We start from the raw sequence: 17,277 nt of genomic DNA, 5'->3' as shown, positions 1-17,277 counted from the left end.
GGCGACGCGATGCTTTGTACATCAAGAGCTTTTAACTCGTCAATATGACAAGCTTCAAGTGTATAGGTTTCATGCGTATATGGGTTAGTTTGCTTACCCAAATAATCTACTAGCAACTCATAAGGCTTGACTGCGGGGTTGACCACTACCGCTTTAAACCCAAACTTGTCATTTAGCCACGTTGACATAAAACCGCCTAATGAACTGCCCACTAGACCAATTTTATAGTCGTCTTTATATTGCTCGATAATATCCAACAACATTTTCGCCGCTTGCTGAGGATAACAAGGTAACTGGGGAACAATCACCTTGATATCAGACCTATGTTGCTCGCAGTAGGCTCTCATCACATTCGCTTTCATGGAGAGTGGAGAGCTATTAAAGCCATGGATATAGAGAAGAAGTGAAGGTTTACTCATAGATATCTCGCACAAAAAAGCGAGCCCGAACAGAGAGCTCGGGCGCGTTAGTAGCCGTTAGAAGAGAAGTCTGGTTGGAACTGGCCATCAGGAAGCCGACCTACTTGGGTCGTAATATCGCCACAAGCGTGTAGTTGCAGCTCCCGCCAACCAGGCGAAGTGGTATCAAGGGCAAAATCATCCGAGTTAGGCTTAAACTGAACACAAGTTGAGGGTGTTGCCATCACTCGAATGCCCTTGTGAAGCACATTCATATCTTGATGAACATGACCACAGAGAATGCCTTTCACGTTATCAAAACGCTCGACAACCTGCCAAAACGCTTCGGCATCTTTTAAAGTATGTTGATCAAGCCACGCGCTTCCCACCAGTAACGGGTGATGATGCAACAAAACAAGTGTGTGTCTTTCTGGGTGTTCGGCTAGCTTTTCTTCGAGTAGCGTTAATTGCTGATCACTCAAGCGCCCATGAGGAACGCCAACAACTTGCGAGTCTAAAAGAATTAACTGCCAATGCTCGCCAAGCAACACATGCTCTGCGGCTTTGATTTGTGGCGAAGGCAAAACACTGCCCATATTAGGCTTGTAATCATGATTACCAGGTAGCCAAAAGCAGTCTTTCTCTAGCGGTTCAATGCCGTTGGCAAAGCGCTGATAAGATTCTGCACTATGGTCTTGGGAAATATCGCCCGTCGCCAAGATGTAATCAAACGCCACGTTGCGGCGTAAAACATCAGCAACAACAGCATTAAAGCTATCGACTGTTTTTACGCTTAGCAAACTTCCCTCATCGGCAGCAAACAGATGAGTATCCGTAATTTGTAAAAGTTTGATGCTGTCACTAGATGATTGCAAAATGAAAACCTGATTCGTCCACTATATCGTTATTTGTTATTTTCCTTTAGTGACGTGACGATCAATTGAAGGCAAGTGGTGTTCTACTGATACCACTTCGTAAACAAAACGTCAGCCATTCACCGAGGAATGTGTTTAATTGATGCTTTTCATCTTTCTGCATCAGTTGGTCATTGGGATAATCATACTTAGCTTTTATGCGAGAGAACTCTCCGCTTGAGCATACTTCGGCTACTCTCGCATCATGATAAAGCCTGACAGACATCGTCGGTAAAGGAAACACTGGCGTTTCATCACTCTGACATATCTCAACAACTGTGGTGTATTTTGTGATTTCATTCACGGTCAATTGGTAAACCATGTTCGCCGCTTGGTAGCAACGTACATCCCCAACTTCGGCAGAAGCAGGCAATAAGGCGTTCAACTTAGCGTAGTTGGTCTCATACGTTCTCATAAGACCAGCTAAATCAACATGATATTGTTGTTTTTCAGCCAATTGTGCCATTACTCACTCTCCACCGTTTGGGATTGTCCCCATTCTGACTTTAACTCTTGATGGTGTAATTGCAGCCATTGCAACGCAATAATCGACGCACCATTTTCAAATTTCCCGTCCTTCACCCATTGATACGCCGTTTCACGACTCATGACATGAACTCGGATATCTTCATTCTCATAGTCTAAACCATGAATGCCGTGCGCTTTAGACGCATCCACTTCACCAACAAAGACGTCTAGCTTTTCCGAGCAACCACCAGCCGAAGGATAATAAGAAGTGACAGGTATAACGCGCCCCACCTGAATCCCCGCTTCTTCGACAGCCTCTCGACGAATTACGGCTTCAGCTGATTCATCGCGGTCAATCATACCGGCGACAATTTCTAGCTGCCAAGGGTGTTCATGTTCCAACGCGCCAATACGAATCTGTTCAATGATTACGACCTGGTCCGTCTTTGGATCATAAGGAAGCATCGCTGCTGCGTGACCACGCTCGAACATTTCTCGTTCGACAACTCCACTCCAACCACCAGCAAATAGCCTATGCTGAAAGCGGTATTTCACCATTTTGAAAAAACCTTCAAATAAGGTTTCTTTCGAGATGACTTTTACATCTCGCGAAGTAAAATCTTGTTGTTGTTTGTCACGCTGTTGCATTCAACACCTCTCTGAGTGAATCCTGTAGTTTACTCATTGTTATTCGCTTGCTCAAAGGACTTGGCTCAACTTTTTGTATAATAGTTACAAATTAATTTAAGTCTTTGCTAAAAATTTATTGCACAAGTGGATAATTACGTGTAAAAAAGTGCAAACTTTAGAGTAAATATCGTGCAAATTGAGTTAAACTACTGAGAATTAACCAATCTATGGACCGCGGGAATAGAAAATGAAAAAATTGCTTCCACTATTTATCAGTGCAGCGCTAGGTAGCATGAGTACGTCTGCGTTCGCAGACTCTTTGGCTGAAATCTACGACTTGGCAAAACAAAATGATCCACAATTGCTCAGTGTAGCAGCACAACGTGACCAAGCTTTCGAAGCAATCACCTCAAGCCGTAGTGCTCTATTACCACAAATTAACCTTACTGCGGGTTACAATTTAACTCGTGGTGATACTGAATACGATTCAAATCTAATTAGCGACGTATCAAACGATGGCAACGCACTAACCGCTGGCGTTAGCTTTTCACAAGCACTTTACAACCGCGCATCTTGGATCTCTCTAGATACTGCTGAGAAAAGTGCTCGCCAAGCAGACGCAACTTACGCAGCGACGCAACAGGCACTGATTCTTCGCGTGTCACAAGCGTATTTTGAAGTTCTACGCGCACAAGATAATCTTGTTTTCGTACGTGCAGAAAAAGCCGCGGTTGGCCGTCAACTTGAGCAAACTAAACAGCGTTTTGAAGTAGGTTTGTCTGCAATCACTGACGTGCATGACGCACAAGCTCAGTACGACCAAGTGCTAGCGGACGAAGTGTTGGCAGAAAACGCGCTCACTAATAGCTACGAGTCACTGCGTGAAATTACAGGCCAAGAGCACAAAGATCTCAACATTTTGGACACTGGCCGCTTCACTGCTAGCCCATCGACCGTACCTGCTGAATCGCTCATTGATGAAGCAAAAACCAAAAACCTGACCTTGCTATCTTCACGTATTCTTCAAGACATTGCGCGTGACAATATTTCACTAGCAAGCTCTGGCCACCTACCAACGCTCTCTCTAGACGGTGGTTACAACTACGGTGATACTTCTCATAGCTCTCGTGACAACACGACAGACAACTTCAATATTGGTGTGAACCTTGCTGTACCGCTATACACAGGTGGTAACGTAACCTCTCAAACCAAACAAGCTGAATACGCGTACGTGGCAGCAAGCGAAGATCTTGAAGCACAGTACCGTAGCGTAGTCAAAGATGTTCGCGCACAAAACAACAACATTAACGCCTCTATCGGCGCATTACGTGCGTATGAGCAAGCGGTTATTTCTGCACGCTCTGCACTAGAAGCAACAGAAGCTGGCTTTGATGTAGGTACTCGTACTATCGTTGATGTACTGGACGCGACTCGTCGTCTATACGATGCGAACAAAAACCTATCGAACGCTCGTTACGACTACATTTTAAGTGTTCTTCAGCTACGCCAAGCAGTTGGTACGCTAAGCGAACAAGACATCTTGGACGTTGATGCAGGTTTGAAAGCGGCAAAATAACCGCGAACTGAATACTTCAGGTCTTAATAAATAAAAAACGCCAGTTGAGTTATCAGCTGGCGTTTTTTATTACTTGTAGTTCAGAGCTTAAAAGTGCCTCTGAACTACAAGTATCAAAAAGGCCGCACTTAGCGACCTTTATGAGCAAATAGCATTTCAATGCTAACAAACAGCAGCCTTAGCCCTTACCGCCTTTGATTGCATTAATGATTTCACTGGTCGAGCAGCCATCTTCAAAGTTCAATACACGAACTTCACCACCCGCCGCAATGACTTCTTTACCACCAGCAATCTCTTCTGGTTTGTAGTCACCGCCTTTTACTAGCAAGCTTGGTAGAACTTCTGAGATCAAACGCTGCGGCGTATCTTCACTAAATGGTACAACCCAATCCACAGCGCCCAAACCTGCCAACACCGCCATGCGGCGATCGGTTGGGTTTACCGGACGACCAGGGCCTTTAAGGCGTTTTACTGACTCATCGGTATTTACCGCAACGATTAGGCGATCGCCCAGTTCAGCAGCATGGTTTAAGTAAGACACATGGCCAGCGTGTAGAATATCAAAGCAGCCATTTGTCATAACGACTTTCTCGCCACGAGCTCGTGCTTTTTTCACCGCTTCGATCAGTGCTTTTTCTGAAATCACACCGTAATCCGTGTCTTGGCTGCCATGTACCGCTTCTGCTAATTCAATCTCAGAAAGCGTTGACGTGCCTAGTTTACCAACTACAACACCTGCCGCTGCGTTTGCTAGTGCACACGCTTCTTCAAATGATTTGCCTGCGGCAACAGACGCTGCCAATACAGAGATAACCGTGTCGCCCGCACCTGTCACGTCGTACACTTCTTTCGCTTGAGTTGGAAGGTGGAACGGTTCCTGACCACGACGAATCAAGGTCATTCCGTTTTCGCTGCGTGTCACTAAAAGCGCTTCAAATTCAAACTCTTCAACCAAAGCCAGCGCTTTCTCTACTAGCTCTTGGTCAGATTTCACTTTACCTACAACGTCTTCGAACTCTTTCATGTTTGGCGTAAGAAGTGTTGCGCCACGGTAGCGTTCAAAATCCGCACCTTTCGGGTCAATGAAAACCGGAATATTTGCTGCGCGCGCTTTTTGAATGTATGCCTGAACATGCTCTAACGAACCTTTTGCGTAGTCAGACATAATCACGGCTTTAACGTTTGGCAGTGCGGCATCCATACGCGATAGCACAGGTGCAGAATCTGTGTTTTCAAATTTGTCTTCGAAGTCGAGGCGGATCAGTTGTTGTCCACGGCTCATTACACGAAGCTTCGTAATCGTTGGGTAATCAGGCAGCGCAACGAAATCGCACTTCACATTGAGCGAGCTCAGCGTCTCCGTCAGCACTTTTGCAGGCTCATCTTCCCCAGTTAGACCAACAATGTGAGCATGGCCACCTAATGATGCGATGTTCATCGCAACGTTCGCAGCACCACCAGGACGCTCTTCATTGTTTTCTACTTTTACAACAGGAACCGGCGCTTCAGGAGAAATGCGCCCGGTTGGGCCATACCAGTAACGATCTAGCATGACATCACCGATGATGAGCACACCAGCGCTGTTGTAATCAGGTAGAATTGGTTTCATTGTTGGTCTCCAAAAATTAAATCGAAGTGAGTTTATCACAGCCCTTATCGAGGCTAAATATATGGTCTTAACTGAACCACTGATTCCAAGCCTGTTTTACCCACTCCCTTTCGGCAACAAACTTATCTTCCACCACATCAGCGTCTAAATTGAGTAGATTTCGGCGGTGTATTTCGTTGCGCATTGTCGTGTAAGCACGTATCAACTGCATTGCTTGGTCTTCGTCCATAACATCTTGCGCAATGAGCGTTTCAAAGATGCGCACATTATCACACCAACGCGTCAATTTCGGCTTATCGTGACTATAGTTGAGCACTAGGTACTGAGCGAGAAATTCGATATCGGTAATCCCACCTACATCTTGCTTGAGCATAAAGCGGCCTGGCTTTTTCCCCCCAAGATGACCGCGCATTTTTTCTCTCATTTCGACAACGTCTTTTTTCAGTTCAGCTTGATCGCGTGCTTTGCACAGCACATCATGCCGCGTATTGTGAAATGCAATTGCCAGTGGTTCATCACCATAAATCATGCGCGCGCGGACAAGTGCTTGATGCTCCCATGTCCACGCGTCTTGATGTTGATAGTCGTCGAACGCGTCCGTTGGACTAACCAACAAACCCGATGCACCGGACGGACGCAATCGGGTATCGACCTCGTATAAAATACCGGAAGCGGTGCGAGTGGAGAAAATATGAATGATACGCTGTGCTAAACGAAGGTAGAACTGACGACCATCAATCTCTTTTTTGCCGTCAGTGTAGACATTGACTGGGCAGTCATGCATGAAGACAATATCCAAGTCGGAGTTATAGCCGAGCTCCCACCCTCCGACTTTACCATAGCCAATTACAGCAAAGCCTTTACCTTCACGATCTTTCACATGCGTTGGCTCGCCGTACTTTTCAGACACTTGCAACCAAGCCTGACTGATCACCGCATCAACGATAGCTTCCGCTAAATAAGTTAAATGGTCACTCACTTTCATCACTGGCAATGCGCCAGCAATATCTGCCGCTGCAATACGCAAAATACAAATTTGCTTAAACTGACGCAACGCTTCCATTTGCTGTTCCATATCATCTTCAGGAATACGCGCCAAATAATCACGTAGCTCTGTACGGTAACTGTCTAATGGAATGGGATTGTACAGCTGCGCAGGGTCGATCAACTCATCAAGCAAGATAGGATAACGAGACAGCTGCTCTGAAATCATTGGGCTTGCGGTACACAAACGTACGAGCTGCACCAGAGCCGCTGGATGCTCATCCAATAATTCCAAGTAAGTCGTGCGAGTGCAGATGTTGTGTAGCAAGTGAAGTACACGAGATAAACCAAACTGTGCATCAGGATGGGCAAAGACCGCATCAAACACTTTCGGCATCAAACGATTGAGCACTTCGCGTCCACGTGGGCCTAACGTTTTTTTGGCCAGATCGGTTTTAAAGTTGATGATGGTTTTCGCGCATGAAGCAAAGTCTTCAATCTGAATATCCTGCTGCAAGATATGCTCAAGAACATCTTGTTTGTCGGCCATATCCCATAGCTCATGAAAATGACGAGCAACGGTAGTCCCCTCGTCTTCTTCATCATCACCAATTAGTGATTCAAAAACTTGGTGAACATTTGCCATATGCTGCTGGGTTTGCTCAATCAATTGATCCCAACAGCTCATTTTCATCGCGGTGGCGAGCTTTAAGCGTTCGGTTTCGCAATCAGGCAGCGTCTGGGTTTGCTTATCCGCCATTGCTTGCAACAAGTTTTCTAATTGACGCAAGTACTTGTATGCGGCTTCTAGATCGCTGACTTCTTGTGGAGTAAGCAATGCCAGTTCTTCAATGCCTTGCAGTGTTTCCAACAGCCCTCGATTACGTAAAGAAGGTTCTCGACCACCTCGAATCAATTGAAAAACTTGAGCGATAAATTCAATTTCTCGAATGCCACCCGCACCTAGCTTAATGTTGTTATTCAACCCTCGGCGGCGAACCTCGCTACTGATCATCGACTTCATTCGACGCAAAGATTGAATCGCACTGAAATCAATATAACGACGAAAAACAAAAGGGCGCAGCATTTGGCGTAGCTCTTGATACTGCGGGTACATCTCACATCCCATCACCCGAGCTTTGATCATCGCGTAACGTTCCCAATCTCGCCCCTGCTCTTGGTAATAATCTTCAAGTGCGGCATAGCTCATTACCAAGGGGCCACTTTCTCCAAATGGGCGAAGTCGCATGTCGACGCGGTAGCAAAAACCATCGAAGGTTTGTTGGTCGAGCGCTTTGATGATGCGTTGACCAAGACGAGTAAAGAACTGGGCATTGGCAATGCTGCGGCGTGCGCCTTGGGTTTCGCCATTCTCTGGATACGTGAAAATTAGATCAATATCGGAAGAAAAGTTTAGCTCGCCACCACCCAGTTTCCCCATGCCGATAATTAACATCGGCTGCACTTCACCGTCCTCACTTGTTGGCGTGCCCCACTCCTGACAACACACTTGATATTGCCATTGATAGGTTTCAAAAATCATCGCTTCTGCCAACTCAGATAAGTGGCTTAAAGACGTCTCTAGAGACCATGCATGCGTGAAATCCTTCCACGCAATGTACACCATTTCTCGATTGCGAAACTGACGCAATACGCGATGACCAGACATCTCATCAGGACATTGTTCCAACAGTTCAGCAAGGCGTGAGCGGTAAGACTCCTGACGACTTGGCTGCGCTAACATACTTGGCAACTCACGGGCTAGGACTTCATCGCGATGAATGGCTTCAGTTATAAACTGGCTTAAGCCCGCCACATAACGAAATTGCTGCGCAACCTCATCGGGCCAAAGGGGAAAATAACCTGCGTCTTGGGCGTTTTGTACGGCAGATTCAGCGATAGAAATCAGTGGCGAAGGCAGCTGCATTTTTCTTCCTTGTTTGAAAAGCACGGTAACTCATTCTTTATACCAGACTGAAAGCAAATAAAAACGCCCACAAAAGGTTTGTGGGCGTTTTATCAAAAGTTCGGGATCGAATATTAAACTTGGAAAGATTTGATCTTCTTGTCTAGCTCACCTGCATTATTTTGCATCATTTCAGAGGTTTCTAGCAGCTCGGTAACAACAACAACTGAGGCTTCAACCAACTCACGTACATTGGTGAGGTTTTGGCTCATCTCTTCTGCAACACTGCTTTGCTGACCAGACGCCGTCGCGATCTGGAAGTTCATGTCATTGATTTGCGTCACTTGCCCAACAATACCATCGAGCTCAGATCCAGCATTAGAAACCAGCTCGTTTCCATCTGCCGCTTCTACAACGCTTTTTTCCATGAGTTCTACCGCAGATTCAGCACTGGTTTGCAGCTGTGCGATCATCTTTTGAATTTCTACCGTCGCTTGTTGTGTACGTTGGGCAAGGTTACGAACTTCATCTGCAACCACAGCAAAACCCCGCCCAGCCTCGCCAGCTCGCGCCGCTTCAATCGCCGCATTCAGTGCAAGCAGGTTGGTTTGTTCAGAAATGCCTTGAATCGTCCCTACAACGCTACCAATGGCTTCAACACGTTCTTCAACTTGGTTAACCGCTTGTGCCGATGAAGCGATATCCGACGAAAGTTCACTCATTTTCGCCATTGTACTTTGCAAGAACTGCTGACCAGAAATTGCTTGTGCGGAAGCTTGCTCTGTTAGAGAAGATGCCGTCTGGGCATGTTCCGCAACCGTTTGGACCGTCGACGACATTTCACTCATCGCCGTAGCAAGTTGATCAATTTCGTTAAACTCTTCTTGCGCCGATTCCTTCGTTTCCGACATGCTCAGCGTCATGACTTCGGTGAGCGTTGATAATTCATCAGACGCATTAATTTGCATTTGAATAACATCGTGCAATTGTCGACGTGTCTTTTCTAATTCACGTGCCACGTCTCCGTATTCATCTTTACAATCCATACCAAATGGAACAGAGAGGTTCTTGCTCGCCATCAGTTTGATCGCGTCGCTCAGATACTGTGTTTGACGCAACATCACTCTAGCCGCCGCTAATAAGAGCACGACAAAAACCACAATCAATAAGGCGGTTTGCCAAGCAACTTGCGTTAAATATGCTTCATAATGCTGTTGGGCAACTTGCGCGTTTTGTGTCGCCGCTAAAAGTGAGTCGTAAAAAGTGTTTGCGTCCCACAGTTGTTTTGCCACGATCAGGACAGTACTGAAGACCATCAACATGACCATTTTAGGCACCAGTCGAATGTCGGATATGACCCTTTCCCATGGCTTAAATGCCAGCTTTTCCATTGTCAGTTCTCCACCGAGTCTTATATAGTCTTTATCTATAATCTTTATATTACTTATAGTTATGTTCGCGCTTTGCGTGGTTACGCGATTTATTTTGAGCTTCGTATGAAAAACAATGATATCAAAGACAGCACACGACCGATGGGCCTGTTGTCACTAATATTGTCTTTTATGGCACTATTTGTGATCTCTGGCTTGTTGTTTTTCCCGATCGATCACGAAACCCGTCAAGTTCTTATCGGTCTGGATTTCATAATCTGTAGTATTTTTCTACTACAGCTCACCATTGATTTGATCCGGTCCACAGATCGCTGGTTATTCCTTAAACGTCATTGGATAGATTTCGTGGCGAGCATCCCATTGATAGAGCCCCTGCGCTTTGCTCGTATTTTTCATATTATGCGAGTGGTATTAGTACTGCGTTCGTCAAAGTTCATTTTGCATCAGCTCAAAGAAAACCGCCGCGAAACCACGGTCGCCTCTATACTGCTATTGATGGTTATCCTCATAACACTCGGTTCTAGTGCAATGCTGTTTATCGAAGCGAAAAACCCAGAAGCGAATATTCGTACTGGCGCCGATGCTTTGTGGTGGGTATTTGTAACAATCTCAACGGTTGGTTACGGCGATCATTATCCAGTGACCTCCATAGGAAAGTTTTTGGCTGTCATCATCATTGTTTGCGGGGTGGGTATCTTTGGTATGATCTCGGGTCTTATCACCTCTATCCTTACTGCCCCAACGAAACAACAGACGCACAGTTCAATCAATAAAGAACGTATGCTCGAGCAGCTCCTAACCCAACAAGCTCAAATACTAGAACGACTCGATTTCATGGAAAAAGAGCTACAACAACGTAAAACAGAGACAAAAAAATAGGACCATGCGGTCCTATTTTTTTGTCGTTACCACCAGAACGATCATTCACGCCAATAAGGCTGTACTTCCACACTGATCGCTCGGGTTTGATCCATTGCATGCAAAATTGAGCGCTCTTGACGGTGCAACCAGCGTTCTAACTGCTCTTTTTCTGCGTCTTCCAGCATATCAACCAACGGGAGCAAGTGGTTCAGCATTAGCAGATCATCGATACCATGCACCAGATCCGCCCATGGTAAACGGAAGCTGTTACGCTCATCCGAGTTATACAAACTCGCGAAACCAATACCAGTATAGAGGTTACGCAATAAGCGATAACGCTGATCAACGTACTCTTGCGCCGTCAAATCGCGCTCTGCTGGGAAAGCTTCCATTAGCTCAGCCCAAGTGCGATCGAGCTGAGTAACTGAAAACGGCATGATATTACTTGCCATTTTTTCACGTGCTTTTTCATCAAGAAATGGCTGCCAACCGCGCGCTAAGATCCAGCGGCTTAGATCCAGCAGTAACCCTGTGTAACGCGCGGAATTGAGCAACCCTAGCACTTCTTCACGGCTTGGCAACTCTTGTAACTGCTGAGTCAACTCAGATACTAAGAACTTACGTGCATCCAACTTGCGCAGCACATTGCCTTTGTCATCTAAAAGCTCTTCAAGGTGTGCATGCTCATCCAACCAACTCAGTTCTTCTTCCAACCATTTAAGCTCTTGGCGCAGAATCGCGCTCGCGCGACGAGGGACAATCCCGCCAAAAATGGTCAATGTTTGACGAATGAAACGAATGGCATTACTGATTTCACGCAGTGCTTCCACGCTGTCACGCTCAGCATAAATTTGCTCGTGATAATGCCAATGAGACAAAGCGTGCTCTAAAGAGTTGATCAAGCAAAATTCAACGGTATCCGTCGGACTACTGTCCACAAGTGCCAATGATTTTACTTCATCACCCGCATAACCGCTTGCAAGTCGATAACCTTTCGCCGCTTTGCTCAAGTTACCCAAGCGCATACCACCTTGCTCGCAAAAGCTGCGTGCCAGTGTGAATAAAGCTTCGGTTTGGCCAGACTTAAGTTCCAGTTCAACTTCGCAAATTGGCTCTTGCTTCTCTTCTTCGTCTTCACCTTTGGCTACAACTAAGCCTTGGTCAAAAGCAACTTCAATCTGACTGCCATCGGGCATGCCAATCAGCCATTGTTCACGTGTGAAGTTGGTCGAGAATAATGGCATAAGCTCGGATTGCAGCGTTTCTGCATCTTTACCTGGAGGCCAAATATCTAGAGGATGAAGCGACAGATTAGGCTCGTCGCTAGTGTGCTCAGCATTGTATTCTGGTCTTTGATGTAAGCCTGCGACGACGCGTCCTGCTGTCTTTACGGTTTGGACGAATACATCATCAAAACGGCGAATTCTTAAACCAATGTCGTGCTTTCGAAGCCATTTATCGGCAGTATCAAAATAGGTGTTACCCAAGTCACGACAACTATGCTGAAGTACTTTTGTCTCAGAAATTTTTTCTTTTAAAGTTTCTGAAAATTCAGGAGAAACAAAAAACTTCAGTTCTATTTCGGTTTCCATAGCTATACCTTTCAAAGCAGATAGAAACAGGATATTGCGTAATTTCTCACACGGCAAGAGAGAAATATCGCCGGAATGATGATCTAAAACAGTTTTAATGAGCGATTTAATGCGTTACCATGCGCGCCTTTATAGCCATCGTTCAACATTTCGCCAAGCACTCAGAAATGGTGTATGTTTTTTTAAGGTTATAGTTATTAGGTTGAATGACCATGCCAGTAAATACAATTATGGGGTTATTTGCAAAGTCCCCAATTAAGCCTTTGCAACGCCACGTTGTGTGTGTCAACGAATGTTGTTCACACTTGGTGAAATTCTTTGAAGTATCTTCAAAGGGTGATTGGGAAAAAGCAGCAGAAATCCGTGCACAAATTTCTCACCTAGAGAAAGAAGCGGATGTGCTGAAACGTGAAATCCGTCTAAAACTGCCTCGCGGTTTGTTCATGCCAGTCGACCGTACTGACATGCTTGAGCTTTTGACTCAACAGGACAAACTTGCAAACCTGGCAAAAGACATTGCTGGCCGTGTATATGGTCGTCAACTTGTCATCCCTGAGGCTCTCCAACCAAACTTCCTCGCTTACGTTCAACGTTGTCTTGATGCTGCCGATCAGGCGCAAAAGGTAATCAATGAACTTGATGAATTGCTAGAAACCGGCTTCAAAGGCCGTGAAGTGACGCTCGTCGCTGAAATGATTCATCAATTAGACGTTATCGAAGATGATACCGATGCCATGCAGATTGAACTTCGCCAACAGTTGATGGTGATTGAAGCTGACATGAACCCTATCGATGTCATGTTCCTATACAAGATTCTTGAATGGGTAGGTGGTATTGCCGACCAAGCGCAGCGCGTAGGTGCTCGTTTGGAAGTCATGCTATCTCGATCTTAAAACATAAAGTTAACGACATAACGAAGAGCATAATTAACACGTGTCATAGGGACGATGACTATTTTCATCGTCTTATGGTTTGGCGCGCGTAAAATTTTGTTCCGCTTGTTATAAAACAACTAGGTATTACGATGGATATCCTTGCGAACTACGGCACTGTCCTGATTATTGTTGCAGCGATTTTTGGTTTCATGATGGCGATTGGTATTGGCGCGAACGACGTTGCTAATGCGATGGGTACATCTGTAGGTTCAAAAGCGCTAACTGTAAAACAAGCTATCATCATTGCGATGATCTTCGAATTTGCAGGTGCTTACCTTGCAGGCGGTGAAGTAACCGACACTATCCGTAAAGGTGTAATCGAAACTTCTTTATTTGCTAGTCAACCAGATGTTCTTGTCTACGGCATGATGTCTGCGCTTTTAGCAGCAGGTACATGGCTGCTTCTTGCTTCTTACATGGGCTGGCCAGTATCAACGACTCACTCAATCATCGGTGCAATCATTGGTTTTGCATGCGTATCAGTAGGTACTGAAGCGGTTGACTGGGGCAGCGTTCAAGGCATTGTTGGTAGCTGGATTATTACGCCAGTGATTTCAGGTTTCTTTGCTTACGTTATCTTTGTCAGCGCACAGCGCCTGATTTTTGATACTGAGAACCCTCTGTTTAACGCAAAACGTTTTGTACCTGTTTACATGTTCATCACAACAATGGTGATTGCACTTGTAACCATCAAAAAAGGTCTAAAACACGTTGGTCTTCACCTGACCAATGGTGAAGCCTGGATGTGGGCAGCAGCAGTTTCAGCACTTGTGATGATTGGCGGCTACGTATACATCCAGAAAAAATTCGCTAATCGCGAAGAAGACCGCAGCTTTTCTGGCGTGGAAGGTATCTTCAGCGTTCTGATGGTTATCACCGCTTGTGCGATGGCATTTGCACACGGTTCAAACGACGTTGCAAACGCCATTGGTCCACTGTCTGCTGTCGTATCGACTGTTGAACACATGGGCGAAATCAGCACGAAAAGCACCATCGCTTGGTGGATTCTACCTCTTGGTGGTATTGGTATCGTTGTCGGTCTTGCAACACTGGGTCACAAAGTAATGGCAACCGTTGGTACAGGCATCACTGAGCTAACGCCTAGCCGCGGTTTTGCAGCACAGCTAGCAACAGCATGTACGGTAGTTCTAGCGTCAGGTACTGGTCTGCCTATCTCTACTACTCAAACTCTAGTGGGTGCGGTTCTAGGTGTAGGTTTTGCTCGTGGTATCGCAGCACTGAACCTAGGCGTAGTTCGTAACATCGTGGCATCATGGATCGTTACACTACCAGCAGGTGCGTTATTGGCCGTAGTATTCTTCTACGGACTTCAAGCGATGTTCGCTTAAGACACTCGTCAATAGAATGTAAGCGCTTTGTCATTATTGACTCAAACGCACAGAAAGGGAGGCTTTGCCTCCCTTCTTTGTTGCACCGAAGTTTGAAACTGCATACTATTCGTCTATTTCCGGCTCCAATCATTCGGTGCCAACGCTGTCTCCAAGAAAAATCGTTAAGGGATTTACTGTGAAAAAACTAATCATCACGGTTTTGTTTACTTTGCTAGCAGCGCCAGCGGCCCTAGCAGCAGACCGTTATATTTCTGATGACCTCTTCACTTTTATGCACTCAGGTCCAAATAACACCTACCGTATTATTGGTAGTGTTAACGCCGGTTCTAAAGTACAACTGATTAAAACCAACCGAGATACTGGCTACACGCAAGTTCGTGATGACCGTGGTCGCACTGGTTGGGTACAAAGCAAGTTTGTGACAAACCAAGAGAGCATGGCAATTCGCCTTCCTCGCATTGAGAAAGAGCTAGCCGAAGTAAAAGAGCAGCTTGCTAATGCTCGTCAAACTTCTGATGCAGAGAAAGCCGGTCTTGTTACCTCTCTCGAAACACGTAACCAACAAATTTCAGATCTAGAAAATAAATACTCTGAGATCAGTGATCAGCTTACTTCTGTTGAAACAGAAAACCGCGAGCTACGCGCAAAACTGGATACACAAAAAGATGACATGCTGCTTAAGTACTTCACTTATGGCGGCGGTGTTGCAGGTTTAGGTTTGCTATTTGGTTTGATTCTTCCGCATGTCATGCCTCGTAGAAAACGTTCACCTGCGGGTTGGGCATAAATCCTTCGCCCTTTTATCTATAAAAAGAACGCAAAAGCCAGTCGATATTGACTGGCTTTTTAGTTTGCTTCGTTTGATAGAAGTGAGTACTACTCCCCCATTGAACTAGAGGCTCGACGACGATCCGTTGCGCCATAAAGCTTGCCATCTTTTAGCTCAATTGCATTCAAACCGCTTACCACTGGAATAACGTGCACTGGGTAGCCAAGCTCCATAAACTCAGGCACCAACATTTCTGCGAACGTTTTCTTTTCCACCAGCAAACCAGTCGGGTCATAAGACTTGGTGCGGTCTATCTTAGTGCCATACTGGATGTTTGGTAAGTCAATAGCCTCTTGCGCTGATAAATTCCAATCCAGCACCCCAACCACGGTTTTGAGTACATACCCCGGGATTTGTGAACTACCTGGTGACCCAACCACCAAACGCAAATTATCATCACTGTCCATCACCATTAATGGCGTAATAGCCGAACGTGGACGCTTGCCCGCTTCAATTGAGTTTTGTGTAGGTTTGCCGTTAACCGTTGGCTGAGGTGAGAAGTTAGCCATCTGCGCATTCAAGATAACGCCATCGACCATCACACCCGAGCCCATACCCGTTCCTACCGTGCTGGTCATCGCAATTGCATTTCCATCTCTATCGACGATAGAAATATGCCCTGTATCTTTGCTCTCGAAGCCTTGATATTGCGCATACTGAGTTTGCGTTATCTGTCCTGCTTTTGGATCCTCTTTTAAAGTGCCATTATCAGGGATTAAATCACGTCTCTGATCTAGATAGGCTTTAGACAACAACTGTTCAACTGGCGCTTCCATATAATCCGGATCTCCGGCATACGCAATACGATCGGCTTTTGCAATTCGCATCGCTTCAGTCATGAGACGCCAAGGTTCCACATCCGTTTTCGCCATATGGGCAATGTCATAGGGTGCAAGCAGTTCAAGACTCTGAGCGACCATCACACCGCCCGAAGCTGGGTAACCAAAAGAGACGATTTTATTCCCACGGTAGTCGCTCTCAATGATGTCACGCTGCTTCACTTGGTAATGTTTAAAATCTTCTAAAGACAACTTTTCGTGTTGGTCGTCAATACGACTATTAACCGTCTCTACGATGTGCTGACCAAGCTCACCACCATAAAGGTAACTATCGCCTTGTTGCGCGATCTTCCTCAGCGTCTCAGCCATCTTAGGGTTCTTCATCAAGGTTCCCGTCGGCTTAATATCGTCCCCTTGCCAATACAAGGCTTTCACTTCCGGATCTTGCTCGAGTCGGCTTTGCTCTCTTACTACGATGTCGTAGGTGTAGCTGTTCATCGCGTACCCATTGCTCGCCAATGTAATCGCCGGCTTAATCAGCTCTGCCCATGGCAACTTGCCGTATTGTTCATGAGTGGTGTAAAGCAACCGCAACGTGCCCGGAACCGCAACAGAACGAGGGCCTAATATTTCGTTGCGACTGAGTACTTCCCCATTCTCAACAAACATTTCAGGGTTCGCGCTAGAGGGCGCTTCATCTCGACCATCAAGGGCCAGAAATTTTTTCTCGTCATGTTGATAAAACAGCGCGAAAGTCCCGCCGCCAATTCCGGTCATATCTGGCTCAACGACAGACATCACCATCTGCATCGCGACCATAGCATCAACAGCGTTACCGCCTTCTTTCAATATTGAGTAACCGGTACTGCTCACGTAAGGATTCGTCGCACTGACCATGAAATCTTGCCCGCGACTATCTGGTGTAACTGGGAATGGGTCTGGCTTTGCTGCATAGCTTGTCGATGCAACAATACTTAAAGAAAAAATCAGAATACGCATGTGTCTCTGTTTAGACTCCTATTATGTGAAGGGGTCTAACGTGGACCAAGTCAT

Annotated in this window: 14 protein-coding genes; 5 read left to right on the top strand and 9 right to left on the bottom strand. The window is 45.9% G+C overall.

Going from position 1 to position 17,277, the window contains the following annotated elements; genetic code table 11:
• The 4 genes from R7041_RS15725 to nudF all read right to left on the bottom strand — a co-directional run.
• Positions 1-419, bottom strand: a 419-nt coding sequence (locus tag R7041_RS15725) for a YqiA/YcfP family alpha/beta fold hydrolase (protein WP_318128659.1), incomplete at its 3' end; no start/stop codon positions are given.
• 47 nt (positions 420-466) lie between these two features.
• On the bottom strand, positions 467-1,273 hold the full coding sequence (gene cpdA, locus R7041_RS15720) for a 3',5'-cyclic-AMP phosphodiesterase (RefSeq protein ID WP_005387419.1): 807 nt from the start codon (positions 1,271-1,273) through the stop codon (positions 467-469).
• Positions 1,274-1,334: 61 nt separating this feature from the next.
• Entirely contained in the window at positions 1,335-1,778 is a 444-nt protein-coding gene (locus R7041_RS15715; RefSeq protein WP_017633603.1) for a DUF1249 family protein, read from the bottom strand.
• A complete protein-coding gene (gene nudF / locus R7041_RS15710) occupies positions 1,778-2,428 on the bottom strand; it encodes an ADP-ribose diphosphatase (RefSeq protein ID WP_025768397.1) in 651 nt (216 codons plus the stop codon). The genes R7041_RS15715 and nudF overlap by 1 nt, the downstream gene beginning before the upstream one ends.
• Before the next feature lie 229 nt (positions 2,429-2,657).
• Between nudF and tolC the strand changes: the two genes are divergently transcribed.
• Positions 2,658-3,986, top strand: a complete 1,329-nt coding sequence (gene tolC / locus R7041_RS15705; protein ID WP_005379884.1) for an outer membrane channel protein TolC — start codon at positions 2,658-2,660, stop codon at positions 3,984-3,986.
• Between the two features lie 178 nt (positions 3,987-4,164).
• Here the strand turns inward: tolC and hldE are convergent, their stop codons facing one another.
• From hldE to R7041_RS15690, 3 genes are all read right to left on the bottom strand, one after another.
• Positions 4,165-5,595: a bifunctional D-glycero-beta-D-manno-heptose-7-phosphate kinase/D-glycero-beta-D-manno-heptose 1-phosphate adenylyltransferase HldE gene (hldE, locus tag R7041_RS15700; protein ID WP_017633601.1), complete on the bottom strand. Its 1,431-nt coding sequence runs from the start codon at positions 5,593-5,595 to the stop codon at positions 4,165-4,167.
• Positions 5,596-5,662: 67 nt separating this feature from the next.
• A complete protein-coding gene (gene glnE, locus R7041_RS15695) occupies positions 5,663-8,506 on the bottom strand; it encodes a bifunctional [glutamate--ammonia ligase]-adenylyl-L-tyrosine phosphorylase/[glutamate--ammonia-ligase] adenylyltransferase (protein ID WP_064353615.1) in 2,844 nt (947 codons plus the stop codon).
• Positions 8,507-8,619: 113 nt separating this feature from the next.
• A complete protein-coding gene (locus R7041_RS15690) occupies positions 8,620-9,876 on the bottom strand; it encodes a methyl-accepting chemotaxis protein (protein WP_206949603.1) in 1,257 nt (418 codons plus the stop codon).
• Between the two features lie 105 nt (positions 9,877-9,981).
• Here R7041_RS15690 and R7041_RS15685 point away from each other — a divergent pair, with 105 nt between their 5' ends.
• Positions 9,982-10,755, top strand: coding sequence for a potassium channel family protein (locus R7041_RS15685; protein WP_025768395.1), 774 nt, complete (start codon positions 9,982-9,984; stop codon positions 10,753-10,755).
• A gap of 41 nt (positions 10,756-10,796) precedes the next feature.
• Here R7041_RS15685 and R7041_RS15680 read toward each other — a convergent pair whose 3' ends face one another.
• Positions 10,797-12,329, bottom strand: coding sequence for an inorganic triphosphatase (locus R7041_RS15680; protein WP_005379894.1), 1,533 nt, complete (start codon positions 12,327-12,329; stop codon positions 10,797-10,799).
• 212 nt (positions 12,330-12,541) lie between these two features.
• Between R7041_RS15680 and R7041_RS15675 the strand changes: the two genes are divergently transcribed.
• From R7041_RS15675 to R7041_RS15665, 3 genes are all read left to right on the top strand, one after another.
• A complete protein-coding gene (locus tag R7041_RS15675) occupies positions 12,542-13,222 on the top strand; it encodes a TIGR00153 family protein (RefSeq protein ID WP_005379896.1) in 681 nt (226 codons plus the stop codon).
• A 131-nt stretch (positions 13,223-13,353) separates the two neighbouring features.
• Positions 13,354-14,613 carry an inorganic phosphate transporter gene (locus R7041_RS15670; protein WP_005379898.1) on the top strand — a complete coding sequence of 420 codons (1,260 nt, stop codon included), beginning with the start codon at positions 13,354-13,356 and terminating at the stop codon, positions 14,611-14,613.
• 178 nt (positions 14,614-14,791) lie between these two features.
• Positions 14,792-15,403, top strand: a complete 612-nt coding sequence (locus tag R7041_RS15665; RefSeq protein ID WP_005379900.1) for a TIGR04211 family SH3 domain-containing protein — start codon at positions 14,792-14,794, stop codon at positions 15,401-15,403.
• A gap of 89 nt (positions 15,404-15,492) precedes the next feature.
• Here the strand turns inward: R7041_RS15665 and ggt are convergent, their stop codons facing one another.
• Positions 15,493-17,223, bottom strand: coding sequence for a gamma-glutamyltransferase (gene ggt, locus R7041_RS15660; RefSeq protein ID WP_258512406.1), 1,731 nt, complete (start codon positions 17,221-17,223; stop codon positions 15,493-15,495).
• Between the last annotated feature and the right edge of the window lie 54 nt (positions 17,224-17,277).

It is taken from the genome of Vibrio sp. 1751 (assembly GCF_033339895.1).
In the GTDB taxonomy this organism is placed as follows: domain Bacteria; phylum Pseudomonadota; class Gammaproteobacteria; order Enterobacterales; family Vibrionaceae; genus Vibrio; species Vibrio alginolyticus.
Note: the sequence above shows the minus strand (reverse complement) of the source record. Positions and strands in the feature narration are given on the sequence as shown.

What these genes read in the sequence shown, in the direction of transcription:
- R7041_RS15715 (WP_017633603.1), bottom strand. Translation starts at nt 1,778, where the DNA reads ATGGCACAATTGGCTGAAAAACAACAATATCATGTTGATTTAGCTGGT.
- nudF (WP_025768397.1), bottom strand. Translation starts at nt 2,428, where the DNA reads ATGCAACAGCGTGACAAACAACAACAAGATTTTACTTCGCGAGATGTA.
- tolC (WP_005379884.1), top strand. Translation starts at nt 2,658, where the DNA reads ATGAAAAAATTGCTTCCACTATTTATCAGTGCAGCGCTAGGTAGCATG.
- hldE (WP_017633601.1), bottom strand. Translation starts at nt 5,595, where the DNA reads ATGAAACCAATTCTACCTGATTACAACAGCGCTGGTGTGCTCATCATC.
- glnE (WP_064353615.1), bottom strand. Translation starts at nt 8,506, where the DNA reads ATGCAGCTGCCTTCGCCACTGATTTCTATCGCTGAATCTGCCGTACAA.
- R7041_RS15690 (WP_206949603.1), bottom strand. Translation starts at nt 9,876, where the DNA reads ATGGAAAAGCTGGCATTTAAGCCATGGGAAAGGGTCATATCCGACATT.
- R7041_RS15685 (WP_025768395.1), top strand. Translation starts at nt 9,982, where the DNA reads ATGAAAAACAATGATATCAAAGACAGCACACGACCGATGGGCCTGTTG.
- R7041_RS15680 (WP_005379894.1), bottom strand. Translation starts at nt 12,329, where the DNA reads ATGGAAACCGAAATAGAACTGAAGTTTTTTGTTTCTCCTGAATTTTCA.
- R7041_RS15675 (WP_005379896.1), top strand. Translation starts at nt 12,542, where the DNA reads ATGCCAGTAAATACAATTATGGGGTTATTTGCAAAGTCCCCAATTAAG.
- R7041_RS15670 (WP_005379898.1), top strand. Translation starts at nt 13,354, where the DNA reads ATGGATATCCTTGCGAACTACGGCACTGTCCTGATTATTGTTGCAGCG.
- ggt (WP_258512406.1), bottom strand. Translation starts at nt 17,223, where the DNA reads ATGCGTATTCTGATTTTTTCTTTAAGTATTGTTGCATCGACAAGCTAT.